Below are 13,901 nucleotides of genomic sequence, written 5' to 3'. Positions count from 1 at the left end.
CGAGCTAACGATAACCGTCATTTGCTCCACCAAAGGCCCGGTGCAGGCGTTCCCGTCGGCACAAGAGAGCCTGATTAGCCTGAGTCGATCTGCGTGAACCACCGCCGATTCAACGGCGGCAGATTGCTCGACCCCATAACCACTAAAAATATGCGGGCGTGCCCATGATTACCCTGAAACTCAACGGTCAAGACCATCCCCTCGATGTCACTGAAGACATGCCGCTGTTGTGGGCGATTCGTGATGTCGCCGGTTACAACGGCACCAAATTCGGTTGCGGCATGGGCCTGTGCGGCGCCTGCACCATTCATATCGATGGCTTGCCGGCCCGCAGTTGCATCACGCCGATCGGCTCGGTGATCGGCCAGAACGTCACCACGATCGACAATCTTCATGCTGATCCGGTCGGGCAGATCGTCCAGCAAGCCTGGCTCGACACAGCCGTCGCGCAGTGCGGTTTCTGTCAGGGCGGGCAGATCATGTCGGCCACCGCGTTGCTAAAGACCAACCCGAACCCGAGCGACGAGCAGATCGAAGAGGCCATGGTTGGCAATATTTGCCGCTGCGGCACCTACAACCGGATCAAAATCGCTATTCGTCAGGCGTCCACGCATTTGAAGGAGGCGAAAGCATGAGCCGTCTTCCGAATGATTTCGCCCTGAGCAATCTCAGCCGTCGTGGTTTTCTCAAAGGCGTCGGCGCCACCGGTGCACTGGTACTGGCGGCGAGTTGGGGCTGGCAGGATGCGTTGGCCGAAGACAAACCGAAACAGTTCGGCGCCGATGGCATGCCCAACGGCTGGATTGATGATCCGAAGGTCTACGTCAGCATCGCCGCCGACGGCACCGTCACCGTTGTGTGCAACCGTTCGGAAATGGGCCAGGGCGTGCGCACCAGTCTGACCATGGTTGTCGCTGATGAGCTGGAGGCCGATTGGGCGCACGTCAAAGTGCAGCAGGCGCCGGGTGATGAAGTGCGTTTCGGCAACCAGGACACCGACGGTTCGCGCAGCATGCGCCATTGGTATGAGCCGATGCGGCGTTGTGGCGCGGCAGCCCGTACGATGCTTGAACAGGCCGCCGCTGCGCAGTGGAAAGTGCCGGTCGGCGAATGCCACGCGCAGTTGCACAAAGTCATTCACAAACCGTCTGGCCGTGAGCTGGGCTATGGCGAGCTAGCCGCCGCAGCAAGTGCGTTGGCAGTACCGGCACGGGACAGCTTGCGTCTTAAGCAGCCGTCGGAGTTTCGCTACATCGGCAAGGAAGGCACCAAAGCCATCGATGGCGACGACATCGTCAACGGTCGCGCGGTATACGGCGCGGACGTGCATTTCGATGGCATGTTGTACGCCACCATCGCCCGTCCGGCGGTGTACGGCGGCAAGGTCAAATCGCTGGATGACAGCGCCGCGCTGAAAGTCCCCGGCGTGCTCAAAATAATGCAGATCGAAAGTCGTCCGCTGCCTTCGGAGTTTCAGCCGTTAGGCGGTGTGGCCGTGGTGGCGAGCAATACCTGGGCCGCGATCAAGGGCCGCGAAGCGCTGAAAATCGAGTGGGACGACGGCCCGAACGCCAGTTACGACTCGATTGCCTATCGCAAGGAGCTCGAAGCCGCTTCGCTCAAGCCCGGCAAAGTGGTGCGCAACACCGGCGATATCGACAAGGCTCTGAGCGGCGCTGCCAGTACCCTCGAGGCGTCCTACTATTTACCGCATCTGGCGCAGGCGCCGATGGAGCCAATGGTCGCCATCGCTCGCTACACGGACGGCGTTTGCGAAGCGTGGGCGCCGAGTCAGGCACCCCAAGTCACCCGCGAACGCATTGCCGAGCGTCTTGGGCTGCCGTTCGACAATGTCACCTTCAATGTCACGCTGCTCGGCGGTGGTTTCGGGCGCAAATCCAAGCCGGATTTCGTCGTCGAAGCGGCGATCCTCGCCAAAGAGTTCCCCGGCAAGGCCGTGCGGGTGCAGTGGATGCGTGAAGATGACATCCACAACTCATATTTCCACACCGTGTCCGCCGAGTATCTGAAAGCTGGCGTGGGCAAGGACGGCATGCCGTCGGGCTGGTTGCATCGCACCGTGGCGCCGAGCATCACCGCGTTGTTCGCGCCGGGCATGAATCATGAAGCGGCGTTCGAATTGGGCATGGGCTTCACCAACATGGCTTACGCGATTCCCAATGTGCGTCTGGAAAACCCCGAAGCGACGGTACACACGCGGGTCGGCTGGTATCGCTCGGTGTCGAACATTCCCCATGGTTTCGCGATTCAGAGCTTTGTCGATGAACTGGCGCACAAGGCTGGCGAGGATCCGCTCAAGTACCAGGTCAAACTGCTCGGTCCGGATCGGCAGATCGATCCGCGCACGCTGAGCGAAGAGTGGAACTACGGCGAGTCTCCCGAGCGTTATCCGATCGACACCGGACGCATGCGCACCGTGCTGGAAACTGCCGCGAAGGCTGCCGGTTGGGGACGCAAACTGCCCAAGGGCCGTGGTCTGGGGCTGGCTGTGCATTACAGCTTCGTCACCTATGTGGCAGCGGTGATCGAAGTCGAGGTCAAGGACGACGGCACGCTGATCGTGCACAAGGCCGATATCGCCGTGGATTGCGGGCCGCAGATCAACCCTGAACGTATTCGCTCGCAGTTCGAAGGCGCTTGCGTGATGGGCCTGGGCAACGCGGTGCTGGGCGAAATCAGCTTCAAGGACGGCAAGGTCCAGCAGGACAACTTCCATATGTATGAAGTGGCGCGCATGTCGCTGGCGCCGAAGGAAGTCGCCGTGCATCTGGTGACGCCGCCGGGCGACGTGCCGTTGGGCGGTGTCGGCGAGCCGGGCGTGCCACCGATTGCTCCGGCCTTGTGTAACGCGATCTTCGCCGCCACCGGCAAGCGCATCCGCAATCTGCCGGTACGTTATCAGTTGCAGGGCTGGCAGAAGGCAGAGGCGTAATGGACAGTGTCGACCTCAATGTCCTGCGCAGCGTCCTCGAGTGGCGCCGCGCCGGACAGCGGGTGGTGCTGTTCAGCGTGGTGCAGACCTGGGGCACTGCGCCCCGGGCTCCGGGCGCCATGTTGGCGCTGCGTGAGGATGGCGTGGTGATCGGTTCGGTGTCGGGTGGGTGTGTCGAGGATGACTTGATTGCTCGTTTGCACGATGGGCGGATCGCCAGCGCCGGGCCGCCGGTGCAGTTGATCACCTATGGCGTCACGCGAGAGGAGGCGGCGCGCTTTGGTTTACCGTGTGGCGGCACGTTGCGCCTGACCGAAGAGCGCGTCGGTGATCCTGGCTGGGTTGCCGAATTACTGAGCCGTTGCGAATCTCACGAGATTGTCGCTCGCGAGTTGAACATCGAAACCGGTGAAGTGCTTCTGTCGCCGGCCGGCAAGTCCGACGCGCTGGAATTCGACGGCAAAACCCTGCGAGCGATCTACGGTCCGCGCTGGCGTTTATTGTTGATCGGCGCCGGGCAGTTGTCGCGTTACGTGGCGGATATGGCGCGGTTGCTGGATTTTGAGGTGCTGATCTGCGATCCGCGCACCGAGTTCGTCTACGGTTGGGAGGAGCACCACGGTCGCTTCGTTCCGGGCATGCCGGATGACGCGGTGCTGAGCATTAAGACCGATGAGCGCACGGCGATTGTCGCGTTGACTCACGATCCGCGTCTGGATGACATGGCGCTGCTCACCGCGCTGGATTCGCCAGCCTTCTATGTTGGCGCGCTCGGTTCGCGCGTCAACAGTCAGAAGCGCCGGGAGAATCTGGCTCAGCTAGGCTTGTCAGCAGCGGCTATTGATCGTTTGCACGGCCCGATCGGTCTGCACATCGGTAGTCATTCGCCGGCGGAAATTGCCTTGTCCTTGCTGGCGGAAATCGTCGCGATCAAGAACGGCGTCGAGTTGAAGCAGAAGAAAACTTTGGAGGACGCATGAGTCGATCCATTGCAGTGATTGTGCTGGCAGCGGGCGAGGGCAGTCGCTTTCGCCAGGTGGCCGGCGCCGATAAGGACAAGTTGCTGGCGGACTGCACCGGGCGTGATGGCGCGGTGCGTTCGGTGATTGAGCAGGTGCTGTTGAATCTGCCGGTCAGTCTGGACAAGCGTGTGCTGGTGACGACCGAGGCGCGGCCACAGGCGATGCGCATGGCGCAGGCTTATGGCTGTGACGTGGTCTCGATTGAATCGAGCGGGATGGGGGACAGCATTGCCGCTGGCGTCGCGGCTTGCCCGGATGCCGGTGGCTGGTTGATTGTACTGGGGGATATGCCGTTTATCTTGCCGTCGAGTATCGAACGAGTCGTTGCGGCGATTGCCGACGATGCGGTGAGCGTGCCTGTGCAGGGTGGCGAGTTTGGCCATCCGGTGGGGTTTGGGCGTTCGTTTGGTGCGGGGTTGCAGGCTTTGAGTGGCGATCGCGGGGCTCGGCCGTTGTTCAGGCAGGGCAGGGTGGTGGAGGTTGCTGTCGATGATCCGGGCATTCTGTGGGATATCGATGTGCCTGAGGCTTTGGTTTTTGCTTCGTCTTGAGAGCTGCGTAAATTCCTAAGAGCCCCTCACCCTAGCCCTCTCCCAGAGGGAGAGGGGACTGATCCAGGAGTTCTTTCGAGGTACATCGACCTGAAATATCCAGTTGAACTCAAGATCTGAAAACCGCGCAAATCGGCTCCCTTTCCCCTCGTCCCCTCGGGGGCGGTCCGACGTTTCGGGAGGGCTGGGGTGAGGGGGTTGGATCTGGAGTCCACCACAAAAAATCGAGGCATAAAAAAGCCCCGTGAATAATCAGGCGGGGCTTTTTAACGGCTTTGGAAATTACACGAGAGGTTTAGGCTCGTGTTCTTTTTCCTCGGCCTCATGGTGTTGCTCGACCGCGTCCTGAACGGAGCGTGGTGCTTCAGCAATCACTGCTTCGACAACCGCTTCTTCAGCGTTCGGGGCAGGCGCTGCCTCGACCACTTCAGCAACAGGAGCAGCAGCGGCAGCCAGTTCGGCTTCCTTCTGCAGGCGCTCTTCTTCACGCTTGCGACGACGTACTTCACGGGGGTCGTTTGGCGCGCGGCCGCTTGGCGTCAGAGCGCTGACCGGAGCCGGTGCTTCAACCACTGGAGCTGGAGCTTCGGCAACGACAGGTGCTTCGACAACCGGTGCTGGTTCAGTAACAACCACTGGCTCGGCAACTTTGGTCTCTTCAAACACAGGAGCTTCAACCGCAGGTGCTTCGAACACTGTCGCTTGAACAACCGGTGCTTCAACCACTGGCGCTGGTGTTTCAGCAACAGCTGGTTCGGCAACCCAGTTGAAGGCGGTTTGTTCTTCACGAACTTCACGCACGGTTTCGGTCACGGTTTCAGCGACGGTTTCAACCACCGGCTCAGCGAACACAACTGGCGCTGGCTCGACTTGAGGCAGAGTTTCCTGCACCGGTGCTACTTCGACTTCCGGAGCAGCAACCACTTCGACTGGCGTAGTTGCTTCAACAACCGGCGCTTCCACTGCAGCAGTTTCCTGCACAGTGGCGGTGGCGCGTTCAGCTTGCTCGTGGGCTTGGGCTTCCGCCGGAGCACTGATCACGCTGCTGGCAACGGCTGCGGTAACAGCCAGGCCTGCAGCCAGATCGGCGGTGCTTGGCTCTTCAGCGTTTTCGCCGGCTTCGGATTCTTCCGAACCTTCGATCACGTTGCCGTTGGCATCACGCTGACGCTCACGACGGTTGCTGCGACGACGCTGACCGCGCGAACGACGACGTGGACGATCGCCTTCGGCGTTCTCCGAACCGTCTTCCGGCAGTTGCTCTTCGTTGCTGTTCACTTCTTCTTCTTCAGCGACGGCAGCAGCGGCCTGCTCGGCGCGTGGCTGACGCTCTTCACGCGGCGGACGCGGTGCGCGCTCTTCGCGTGGCTGACGGGCCGGGCGCTCTTCAGCAGTAACGGCTACGGCAGCTGCAGCGGCTGGAACGGCGTCCAGTGGCTCGCGCAGTTCACGTACACGCTCTTCACGCTCGCCACGTGGCTTGCGATCTTCACGTGGAGCACGTGGTGCACGTTCTTCACGCGGTGCACGTGGCGCGCGCTCTTCACGAGCGGCCGGAGCAGCTTCGGTACGGGCTTCACGCGGCTCACGCACTTCACGGGCTTCGCGTGGCTGACGCTCTTCGCGCGGCTCACGTGGGGCGCGCTCTTCACGCGGTGCACGTTCTTCGCGCGGCTTGCGCTCTTCATCACGGCGACCGTTACGGTTGCGGCTCTGCTGGCGACCGTTGCGACGTTCTTCGTTACGGGCCGGACGCTCGCTGGCTGGTTTTTCAACTACAACCGGAGCTGCTGGCTCTTCTTTGGTGGCGAACAGGCTGACCAGCGATTTCACCAGGCCTTTGAACAGGCTTGGCTCAGGCGCGGCAACCGGGGCCGGTGCTGGAGCGGCAGGGGCGGCGGCTTCGGTCGGAACCGGAGCATTGGCGCGGGCCGGAGCCGTCTTGACTGCGGCTTCCTGGCGAACCAGGGTGCGGGTCGCAGCGGCTGGCTGGACTTCTTCGACTTCGGCAGCGGCAGCAGCGATTTCGTAGCTGGACTGGTTGGTCGCGGCTTCCGGGCTGTCGTCACGCAGACGCTGAACTTCGAAATGCGGGGTTTCGAGGTGGTCGTTCGGCAGAATGATGATGCGAGCACGGGTGCGCAGTTCGATCTTGGTGATCGAGTTGCGTTTTTCGTTGAGCAGGAACGCAGCGACCGGGATCGGCACCTGAGCGCGCACTTCGGCAGTGCGGTCTTTCAGGGCTTCTTCTTCGATCAGGCGCAGGATGGCCAGCGACAGCGATTCAACGTCACGGATGATGCCGGTGCCGTTGCAACGCGGGCAGACGATGCCGCTGCTTTCGCCCAGCGATGGACGCAGGCGCTGACGGGACATTTCCAGCAGGCCGAAGCGCGAGATGCGGCCGATCTGCACGCGAGCGCGGTCGGCTTCCAGGCATTCGCGGACTTTCTCTTCCACGGCGCGCTGGTTCTTGGCAGGGGTCATGTCGATGAAGTCGATGACGATCAGGCCGCCGATGTCGCGCAGGCGCAACTGACGGGCGATTTCTTCGGCGGCTTCAAGGTTGGTCTGCAGGGCGGTTTCTTCGATGTCGCTGCCTTTGGTGGCGCGCGCCGAGTTGATGTCGATGGACACCAAAGCTTCGGTCGGATCGATAACGATGGAGCCGCCGGAAGGCAGTTCAACGACGCGCTGGAAAGCGGTCTCGATCTGGCTTTCGATCTGGAAACGGTTGAACAGCGGAACGCTGTCTTCGTACAGCTTGATCTTGCTGGCGTACTGCGGCATCACCTGGCGAATGAAGGTCAGAGCTTCGTCCTGGGCTTCAACGCTGTCGATCAACACTTCGCCGATGTCCTGGCGCAGGTAATCGCGGATGGCGCGGATGATCACGTTGCTTTCCTGGTAGATCAGGAATGGCGCGGAACGATCCAGCGAGGCTTCTTTGATGGCGGTCCACAGTTGCAGCAGGTAATCGAGGTCCCACTGCATTTCTTCGCTGCTGCGGCCAAGGCCGGCAGTGCGCACGATCAGACCCATGTCGGCCGGTGCAACCAGACCGTTCAGCGCTTCACGCAGTTCGTTGCGCTCTTCGCCTTCGATGCGACGGGAGATACCGCCGGCACGCGGGTTGTTCGGCATCAGCACGAGGTAACGACCGGCCAGGCTGATGAAGGTGGTCAGGGCGGCGCCCTTGTTGCCACGTTCTTCTTTTTCGACCTGAACGATGACTTCCTGGCCTTCGCTCAGGACGTCCTTGATGTTGACGCGACCTTCAGGGGCTTTCTTGAAGTACTCGCGGGAGATTTCTTTGAGGGGCAGGAAGCCGTGGCGCTCGGAGCCGAAATCGACAAAGGCAGCCTCAAGGCTTGGTTCGATGCGAGTGATGCGGCCTTTATAGATGTTGGCCTTCTTCTGCTCGCGTGCACCGGATTCGATGTCCAGGTCGTAGAGGCGTTGGCCATCTACCAGTGCAACACGCAACTCTTCGGGTTGAGTTGCGTTAATCAGCATTCTTTTCATGTAGTACCGTCGGTTTCCGGGCTGCCGGAAACGGCGTTCGGCACACACGACTTCTCACGGTCGGTGTCAGGTGCGTCGGGAGTGGTTGGCCATTCCCGTGTCCAGCGATATGCGGCCAATTGGGCCGATATAGCGACGTACGCGTCCTGCTTGCTGTGGCTACTTAAGCACTCAGTCAGGAGGAGGAATCAACCAGCGGCTGTGGACGAGATGAAGCGTCTTGATAAAGCCTATTGCTACACAGTCCAGCGGTTGTGCATCTCCACCCTACACGTATCCCTGATAATTCGGGTGCTGCCGCGCGCAGAATCCGCAGCGGGTTGGCATTTACCGTGAGCTCCGAAAGGGGAGGTCACGCATCATGGCTAATTCAGGCGTTGTTTCCGAAGCATTCGCTCGGGGTCATCTGCAGCTGACTGCACTTTGTGAACTGGCCTTGAATGTGTGCCTGCCAGGCGAGTTAAAACTCTGCTCGGCGGTGTAATTCAGGCCTCATGTCACCTGCGCTCGTTGCAACTGAAAACTCCACCGTTACGTAGCAAAAGCCCCGTAGGACGGCCTCGCGTCCTGGTGAATTGCGTTGGTCAGGGCCGGTTTTTGACCGTGGTTCCTCTGTCCAGGCCGCTTTTGGCGGCGTTCGCGACTATAGCAGCAATGATTAAGTGCTTCAATTCCATAAAAATTGTTATCATCCGCGGCATGACAACTACTGCCCCTTCGACTCCAGGCGTTCAATTGCTTGAAGTCTCGCCGGAGTATGCCGGCCAACGAATCGACAATTTTCTCCTCGCCCGGCTCAAAGGCGTGCCCAAGACTTTGATTTACCGCATTTTGCGCAAAGGCGAAGTGCGTGTGAACAAAGGTCGGATCAAGCCCGAATACAAGCTGCAGGCCGGTGATATCGTGCGCGTGCCGCCGGTTCGCGTGCCTGAGCGTGATGAGCCGGTGCCACTCGCCCAAGGCTTGTTGCAGCGCCTGGAAGCCTCGATTGTCTTCGAAGACAAAGCCCTGATCGTGATCAACAAGCCCGCTGGCATTGCGGTTCACGGTGGCAGTGGCTTGAATTTCGGCGTGATCGAAGCCTTTCGTCAGTTGCGTCCCGATGCCAAAGAGCTGGAGCTGGTTCACCGTCTCGACCGCGACACCTCCGGCCTGCTGATGATCGCCAAAAAGCGCAGCATGTTGCGCCACTTGCACGAGCAATTACGCGGCGATGGCGTCGACAAGCGCTACATGGCGCTGGTTCGCGGCAACTGGGCGACCTCGATCAAGAAAGTCAGTGCGCCATTGCTCAAGAGCAATCTGCGTTCCGGCGAGCGCATGGTCGAAGTCAATGACGAAGGCAAAGAAGCCCTGACCATGTTCAAGGTGCTGCGCCGTTTCGGTGATTTCGCCACCATGGTCGAGGCCAAGCCGGTTACCGGTCGAACCCACCAGATTCGCGTGCACACCTTGCATGCCGGCCATTGCATTGCTGGTGACAGCAAGTATGGCGACGAGGATTTCACCAAGGAAATCCGCGATCTGGGTGGTAAGCGCCTGTTCCTGCACGCCTACATGCTGACCGTGCCGTTGCCTGATGGCGGCAAGCTGACCTTGCAGGCGCCGGTCGATGAAATGTGGGCCAAGACCGTGGAGCGATTGAGTGCGCCCATCTGATTACAAGCTGCTGATTTTCGATTGGGACGGCACCCTGGCCGATTCCATCCATCGGATCGTCGAGGCCATGCATTCCGCATCCGGGCGCTCCGGTTTCGAGTTGCGCGATGATTTTGCCGTCAAAGGCATCATTGGACTGGGCTTGCCCGAGGCGATTCGTACGCTGTATCCCGAAATCAGCGATGCCGAAATGACGTTGTTTCGCGAGTATTACGCCGATCACTACATCGCTGCAGAGGCTGTGCCTTCGCCGTTGTTCGAAGGTGTTGTCGAGTCGATGGCGTCGTTTCGCGAGCAGGGTTATCACCTGGCTGTCGCCACCGGCAAGAATCGCCGGGGGCTGGATCGGGTGCTCAAGGCCAATGGCTGGGAAGATTATTTCGATATCACCCGTGCTGCCGATGAAACTGCGAGCAAGCCGCACCCTCTGATGCTGGAGCAGATCCTTGCGCATTGTGGTGTGCGTGCGGAGCAGGCGCTGATGGTCGGGGATTCGTCCTTTGATCTGCTGATGGCGCGCAATGCGGGGATGGATTCGGTGGCGGTCAGTTATGGCGCGCAATCGATCGAGTCGCTGCAGCAGTTCGAGCCGCGCCTGTCGATCGACCGTTTTTGCGAATTGCATGCCTGGCTGGGACAGCAGGCTTAATACGTTTTTGCTGGGGTGGATGGCATGACCGACGAATGGAAAGCACCGGCCAAGGCAAGTGCCGACGGCGGTGACGAGAAAAGCTGGAAGCTGTTGGAAAAGACCCTGCTGGCCGGTGTGCAGGAACAGCGCCGTTCGCGACGTTGGGGAATTTTCTTCAAACTGCTGACGTTTGTTTATCTGTTTGTGGCGCTGATTCTGTTCACGCCGCTGATGGACATGGAAAAGAGTGCCACGCGCGGGCCGAACTACACCGCGCTGATCGACGTCACCGGCGTGATCGCCGATAAAGAGCCGGCCAGCGCCGACAATATTGTCGGCAGCCTGCGGGCGGCGTTCGAGGACAAGAAGGTCAAGGGTGTGATCCTGCGGATCAACAGCCCGGGCGGCAGTCCGGTGCAATCGGGTTATGTGTATGACGAGATCAAGCGTCTGCGCGGCCTGCATCCGGATATCAAACTGTATGCGGTGATTTCCGATCTGGGGGCGTCCGGTGCCTATTACATCGCCAGCGCGGCGGATCAGATCTATGCCGACAAGGCGAGCCTGGTCGGTTCGATTGGTGTGACGGCGGCCGGTTATGGCTTTGTCGGCACCATGGAGAAGCTGGGTGTCGAGCGTCGTACGTACACCTCGGGCGAGCACAAATCGTTCCTCGATCCGTTCCAGCCGCAGAAACCTGAAGAAACGGCATTCTGGCAGAGCGTGCTCGATACCACGCACAAGCAGTTCATCAATAGCGTCAAGCAGGGTCGTGGTGATCGCCTGAAGGACAAAGATCATCCGGAGCTGTTCTCTGGGCTGGTCTGGTCGGGCGAGCAGGCGCTGCCGCTGGGCTTGATCGATGGTCTGGGCAATGCCAGTTCGGTGGCGCGTGATGTGATTGGCGAGAAAGAGCTGGTGGACTTCACCGTTCAGGAGTCGCCGTTCGATCGCTTCTCGAAGAAGCTTGGCGCCAGTGTGGCTGAGCAGTTGGCGATGTGGATGGGTTTCCACGGGCCTTCGTTGCGTTAAAAAGTCGCAGTTAAATAAAAAACCGGCCTTGATGGCCGGTTTTTTGTGGATTAGGGGATTTGCACGCCTTCGGCCAGCAGCATGTCGATCAAGCGAATCAGCGGCAGGCCGATCAAACTGGTGGCGTCAGGGCCTTCGGTGGATTGAAACAGGCTCACGCCAAGGCCTTCCGCCTTGAAGCTGCCTGCGCAGTCGTAAGGCTGTTCAATGCGCAAGTAACGTTCGACGCGTGCTTCATCCAGTGTGCGCATGTGGACGGTGAATGGCACGTAGTCGATCTGGCACTGACCGGTCTGGCTGTTGAGCAGGGCCAGGCCGGTCAGGAAGGTCACGCTGGCGCCGCTCGCGGCCAGCAGTTGCTCGCGAGCCTTCTCGAAGGTGTGCGGCTTGCCGATGATCTGCTCGCCGAGCACAGCAACCTGGTCCGAGCCGATGATCAGATGAGCGGGATGACTGTCGGCCAGTGCGCGGGCTTTTTGCTCGGCGAGGCGTTTGACCAGTTCGATGGCTGACTCGTTCGGGCGATGACTTTCATCGATATCCGGCGAGCTGCAGACGAACGGCAGGTGCAGGCGGGCGAGCAATTCCCGGCGGTAGGTCGAGCTTGAAGCGAGTAATAAAGGCAGCATTCGCGTCTCCTGAGGCAGATGCGAATTCTAGCGGAGGCACGCAAGTGACGGACAGGGCACAATTTCCTTTGACATGGGTGGGTGCATCCCTATAATGCTGCGCCTATGTTGAATGACCCGATTCCACCTCACGTTGACCCGCGCAAATTGGCTGACCGTGGCACCACCCTTCAAGGTGAACTGCTGCTGGCCGATTTGAAGAGACTCTGCGACCCGCTTTCCGACGATGTCGGTACGGTGCAGGCGAAATTCGTTTTTGAGCGAGATGAACGTAAATCTGTGGTGATCCACAGCTTTATCGACACCGAGGTCAAAATGGTTTGCCAGCGTTGTCTTGAGCTGGTCACCCTGCCGATCCACAGCGAATGCAGTTATGCTGTGGTGAAAGAGGGTGCGAATACCCAGTCGTTGCCGAAAGGTTATGACGTGCTGGAACTGGGCGAAGATCCATTGGATCTGCAGTCACTGATCGAGGAGGAGCTTCTGCTCGCCTTGCCCATTGTGCCTGCTCATCATCCGGAAGAATGCCAGCAGCCGGCGGGTCTCGATGAGCCCGAACCGAGCGAGGACGAGTCAACGCGGTCCAACCCGTTCAGTGTATTGGCGCAGTTAAAGCGTGACCCAAACGTTTAGGAGTTAATCAATTATGGCTGTTCAGCAGAACAAAAAATCCCGCTCTGCCCGTGACATGCGCCGTTCGCACGACGCTCTCGAGGCTAGCACCCTGTCTGTAGAAAAAACCACTGGTGAAGTTCACCTGCGTCACCACGTATCGCCAGAAGGCGTATACCGTGGCCGTAAAGTGATCGACAAGGGCGCTGACGAGTAATCACTTGTCCGCTCAAGTCATCGCGATTGACGCAATGGGCGGGGACTTCGGTCCCCGCAGCATTGTTCAGGCCAGCCTTGCTTGTCTGTCTGCTACGCCCTCGCTGCACCTGACCCTCGTCGGTCAACCCTCCCTTCTTGAAGAATTGATCCACGGCCAATCGGCTGCTGATCGCGCGCGCCTGGCGATTGTTGCGGCCAGTGAAGTCATTACCATGGACGAAAAGCCGACCCAGGCCTTGCGTGGCAAGCCGGATTCGTCGATGCGTGTCGCCCTTGAACTTGTGCGCGATGGCAAGGCTCAGGCCTGTGTCAGTGCTGGCAATACCGGTGCATTGATGGCGTTGTCGCGGTTTGTGCTGAAGACGCTGCCGGGTATTGATCGGCCGGCGATGGTGGCGGCGATTCCAACGCAGAAGGGTTATTGCCAGTTGCTCGATCTGGGCGCCAACGTCGACTGCAGTGCCGAACATCTGCTGCAGTTTGCGGTGATGGGCTCGGTGGCGGCGCAGACGCTGGGCATCCATCGCCCGCGTGTCGCGCTGCTGAACATCGGCACCGAAGACATCAAGGGCAATCAGCAGGTCAAGCTGGCGGCGACGCTGTTGCAGGCTGCTCGCGGCATCAACTACATCGGCTTTATCGAAGGCGACGGCTTGTATCGTGGCGAAGCTGATGTGGTGGTGTGTGATGGATTCGTCGGCAACATCCTGCTCAAGTCCAGCGAAGGGCTGGCGACGATGATTGCTGCGCGCATTGAAGCGTTGTTCAAAAGAAATCTCGTCTCCCGTGCCGTGGGGGCTTTGGCGTTGCCGCTGATGAAGCGCTTGCAGGCCGATCTGGCGCCGGCGCGACATAACGGCGCAAGCTTTCTCGGTTTGCAGGGCATTGTTGTGAAAAGTCACGGTTCGGCCGGGGTTCAGGGCTTTCAGAGTGCGATTCAGCGCGCGCTGATCGAGATTCAGGAGAATCTTCCCGAACGCCTCCACGGTCGTCTGGAGGATTTGTTGTCTTAGGCGTTTTCGTCGGACAATGCTTAAATGTGACCGCCCGGTTCAAAGGGCCATCCAA

Annotated in this window: 12 protein-coding genes; 10 read left to right on the top strand and 2 right to left on the bottom strand. The window is 59.9% G+C overall.

What is annotated here, in order from left to right; all coding sequences use genetic code 11:
• Positions 1-164: 164 nt before the first annotated feature.
• From GTU76_RS23370 to GTU76_RS23355, 4 genes are read left to right on the top strand one after another with little or no spacing between them, the layout of a single operon-like run.
• Positions 165-635: a (2Fe-2S)-binding protein gene (locus GTU76_RS23370; RefSeq protein ID WP_180699714.1), complete on the top strand. Its 471-nt coding sequence runs from the start codon at positions 165-167 to the stop codon at positions 633-635.
• Positions 632-2,953: a xanthine dehydrogenase family protein molybdopterin-binding subunit gene (locus GTU76_RS23365; RefSeq protein WP_180699713.1), complete on the top strand. Its 2,322-nt coding sequence runs from the start codon at positions 632-634 to the stop codon at positions 2,951-2,953. The genes GTU76_RS23370 and GTU76_RS23365 overlap by 4 nt, the downstream gene beginning before the upstream one ends.
• Complete coding sequence (locus GTU76_RS23360) at positions 2,953-3,933, top strand: XdhC family protein (protein WP_180699712.1); 981 nt, start codon at positions 2,953-2,955, stop codon at positions 3,931-3,933. The genes GTU76_RS23365 and GTU76_RS23360 overlap by 1 nt, the downstream gene beginning before the upstream one ends.
• On the top strand, positions 3,930-4,526 hold the full coding sequence (locus tag GTU76_RS23355) for a nucleotidyltransferase family protein (RefSeq protein WP_175553499.1): 597 nt from the start codon (positions 3,930-3,932) through the stop codon (positions 4,524-4,526). Before GTU76_RS23360 ends, GTU76_RS23355 begins: the two co-directional genes overlap by 4 nt.
• Before the next feature lie 282 nt (positions 4,527-4,808).
• Here GTU76_RS23355 and rne read toward each other — a convergent pair whose 3' ends face one another.
• Positions 4,809-8,051, bottom strand: coding sequence for a ribonuclease E (rne, locus tag GTU76_RS23350; RefSeq protein WP_180699711.1), 3,243 nt, complete (start codon positions 8,049-8,051; stop codon positions 4,809-4,811).
• A 699-nt stretch (positions 8,052-8,750) separates the two neighbouring features.
• Between rne and rluC the strand changes: the two genes are divergently transcribed.
• Genes rluC through sppA form a run of 3 tightly spaced genes read left to right on the top strand, consistent with a single transcriptional unit; the run spans position 8,751 to position 11,373 of the window.
• The gene (gene rluC / locus GTU76_RS23345; protein ID WP_034155359.1) at positions 8,751-9,710 is read left to right on the top strand and encodes a 23S rRNA pseudouridine(955/2504/2580) synthase RluC; all 960 of its coding nucleotides are present in this window, start codon (positions 8,751-8,753) and stop codon (positions 9,708-9,710) included.
• Complete coding sequence (locus tag GTU76_RS23340; protein ID WP_016986033.1) at positions 9,697-10,359, top strand: HAD-IA family hydrolase; 663 nt, start codon at positions 9,697-9,699, stop codon at positions 10,357-10,359. Before rluC ends, GTU76_RS23340 begins: the two co-directional genes overlap by 14 nt.
• Positions 10,360-10,383: 24 nt before the next feature.
• Entirely contained in the window at positions 10,384-11,373 is a 990-nt protein-coding gene (sppA, locus tag GTU76_RS23335) for a signal peptide peptidase SppA (protein WP_016986032.1), read from the top strand.
• Between the two features lie 50 nt (positions 11,374-11,423).
• Here sppA and GTU76_RS23330 read toward each other — a convergent pair whose 3' ends face one another.
• Positions 11,424-12,002 carry a Maf family protein gene (locus GTU76_RS23330; protein WP_175553502.1) on the bottom strand — a complete coding sequence of 193 codons (579 nt, stop codon included), beginning with the start codon at positions 12,000-12,002 and terminating at the stop codon, positions 11,424-11,426.
• A gap of 105 nt (positions 12,003-12,107) precedes the next feature.
• On the opposite strand from GTU76_RS23330, the gene GTU76_RS23325 reads away from it, so the two are divergent.
• The 3 genes from GTU76_RS23325 to plsX are packed head-to-tail and all read left to right on the top strand — an operon-like array spanning position 12,108 to position 13,846.
• Entirely contained in the window at positions 12,108-12,635 is a 528-nt protein-coding gene (locus tag GTU76_RS23325) for a YceD family protein (RefSeq protein ID WP_008086273.1), read from the top strand.
• Positions 12,636-12,648: 13 nt separating this feature from the next.
• Complete coding sequence (gene rpmF, locus GTU76_RS23320; protein ID WP_003179396.1) at positions 12,649-12,831, top strand: 50S ribosomal protein L32; 183 nt, start codon at positions 12,649-12,651, stop codon at positions 12,829-12,831.
• Positions 12,832-12,835: 4 nt separating this feature from the next.
• Positions 12,836-13,846 carry a phosphate acyltransferase PlsX gene (gene plsX / locus GTU76_RS23315; protein WP_180699710.1) on the top strand — a complete coding sequence of 337 codons (1,011 nt, stop codon included), beginning with the start codon at positions 12,836-12,838 and terminating at the stop codon, positions 13,844-13,846.
• Positions 13,847-13,901: the final 55 nt, after the last annotated feature.

It is taken from the genome of Pseudomonas crudilactis (genome assembly GCF_013433315.1).
In the GTDB taxonomy this organism is placed as follows: Bacteria; Pseudomonadota; Gammaproteobacteria; order Pseudomonadales; family Pseudomonadaceae; genus Aquipseudomonas; species Aquipseudomonas crudilactis.
Note: the sequence above shows the minus strand (reverse complement) of the source record. Positions and strands in the feature narration are given on the sequence as shown.

Excerpts from the sequence above, each read along its gene's own strand:
- rluC (WP_034155359.1), top strand. The coding sequence starts at position 8,751 with ATGACAACTACTGCCCCTTCGACTCCAGGCGTTCAATTGCTTGAAGTC.
- GTU76_RS23355 (WP_175553499.1), top strand. The coding sequence starts at position 3,930 with ATGAGTCGATCCATTGCAGTGATTGTGCTGGCAGCGGGCGAGGGCAGT.
- GTU76_RS23330 (WP_175553502.1), bottom strand. The coding sequence starts at position 12,002 with ATGCTGCCTTTATTACTCGCTTCAAGCTCGACCTACCGCCGGGAATTG.
- rne (WP_180699711.1), bottom strand. The coding sequence starts at position 8,051 with ATGAAAAGAATGCTGATTAACGCAACTCAACCCGAAGAGTTGCGTGTT.
- GTU76_RS23360 (WP_180699712.1), top strand. The coding sequence starts at position 2,953 with ATGGACAGTGTCGACCTCAATGTCCTGCGCAGCGTCCTCGAGTGGCGC.
- GTU76_RS23365 (WP_180699713.1), top strand. The coding sequence starts at position 632 with ATGAGCCGTCTTCCGAATGATTTCGCCCTGAGCAATCTCAGCCGTCGT.
- rpmF (WP_003179396.1), top strand. The coding sequence starts at position 12,649 with ATGGCTGTTCAGCAGAACAAAAAATCCCGCTCTGCCCGTGACATGCGC.
- GTU76_RS23370 (WP_180699714.1), top strand. The coding sequence starts at position 165 with ATGATTACCCTGAAACTCAACGGTCAAGACCATCCCCTCGATGTCACT.
- GTU76_RS23325 (WP_008086273.1), top strand. The coding sequence starts at position 12,108 with ATGTTGAATGACCCGATTCCACCTCACGTTGACCCGCGCAAATTGGCT.
- sppA (WP_016986032.1), top strand. The coding sequence starts at position 10,384 with ATGACCGACGAATGGAAAGCACCGGCCAAGGCAAGTGCCGACGGCGGT.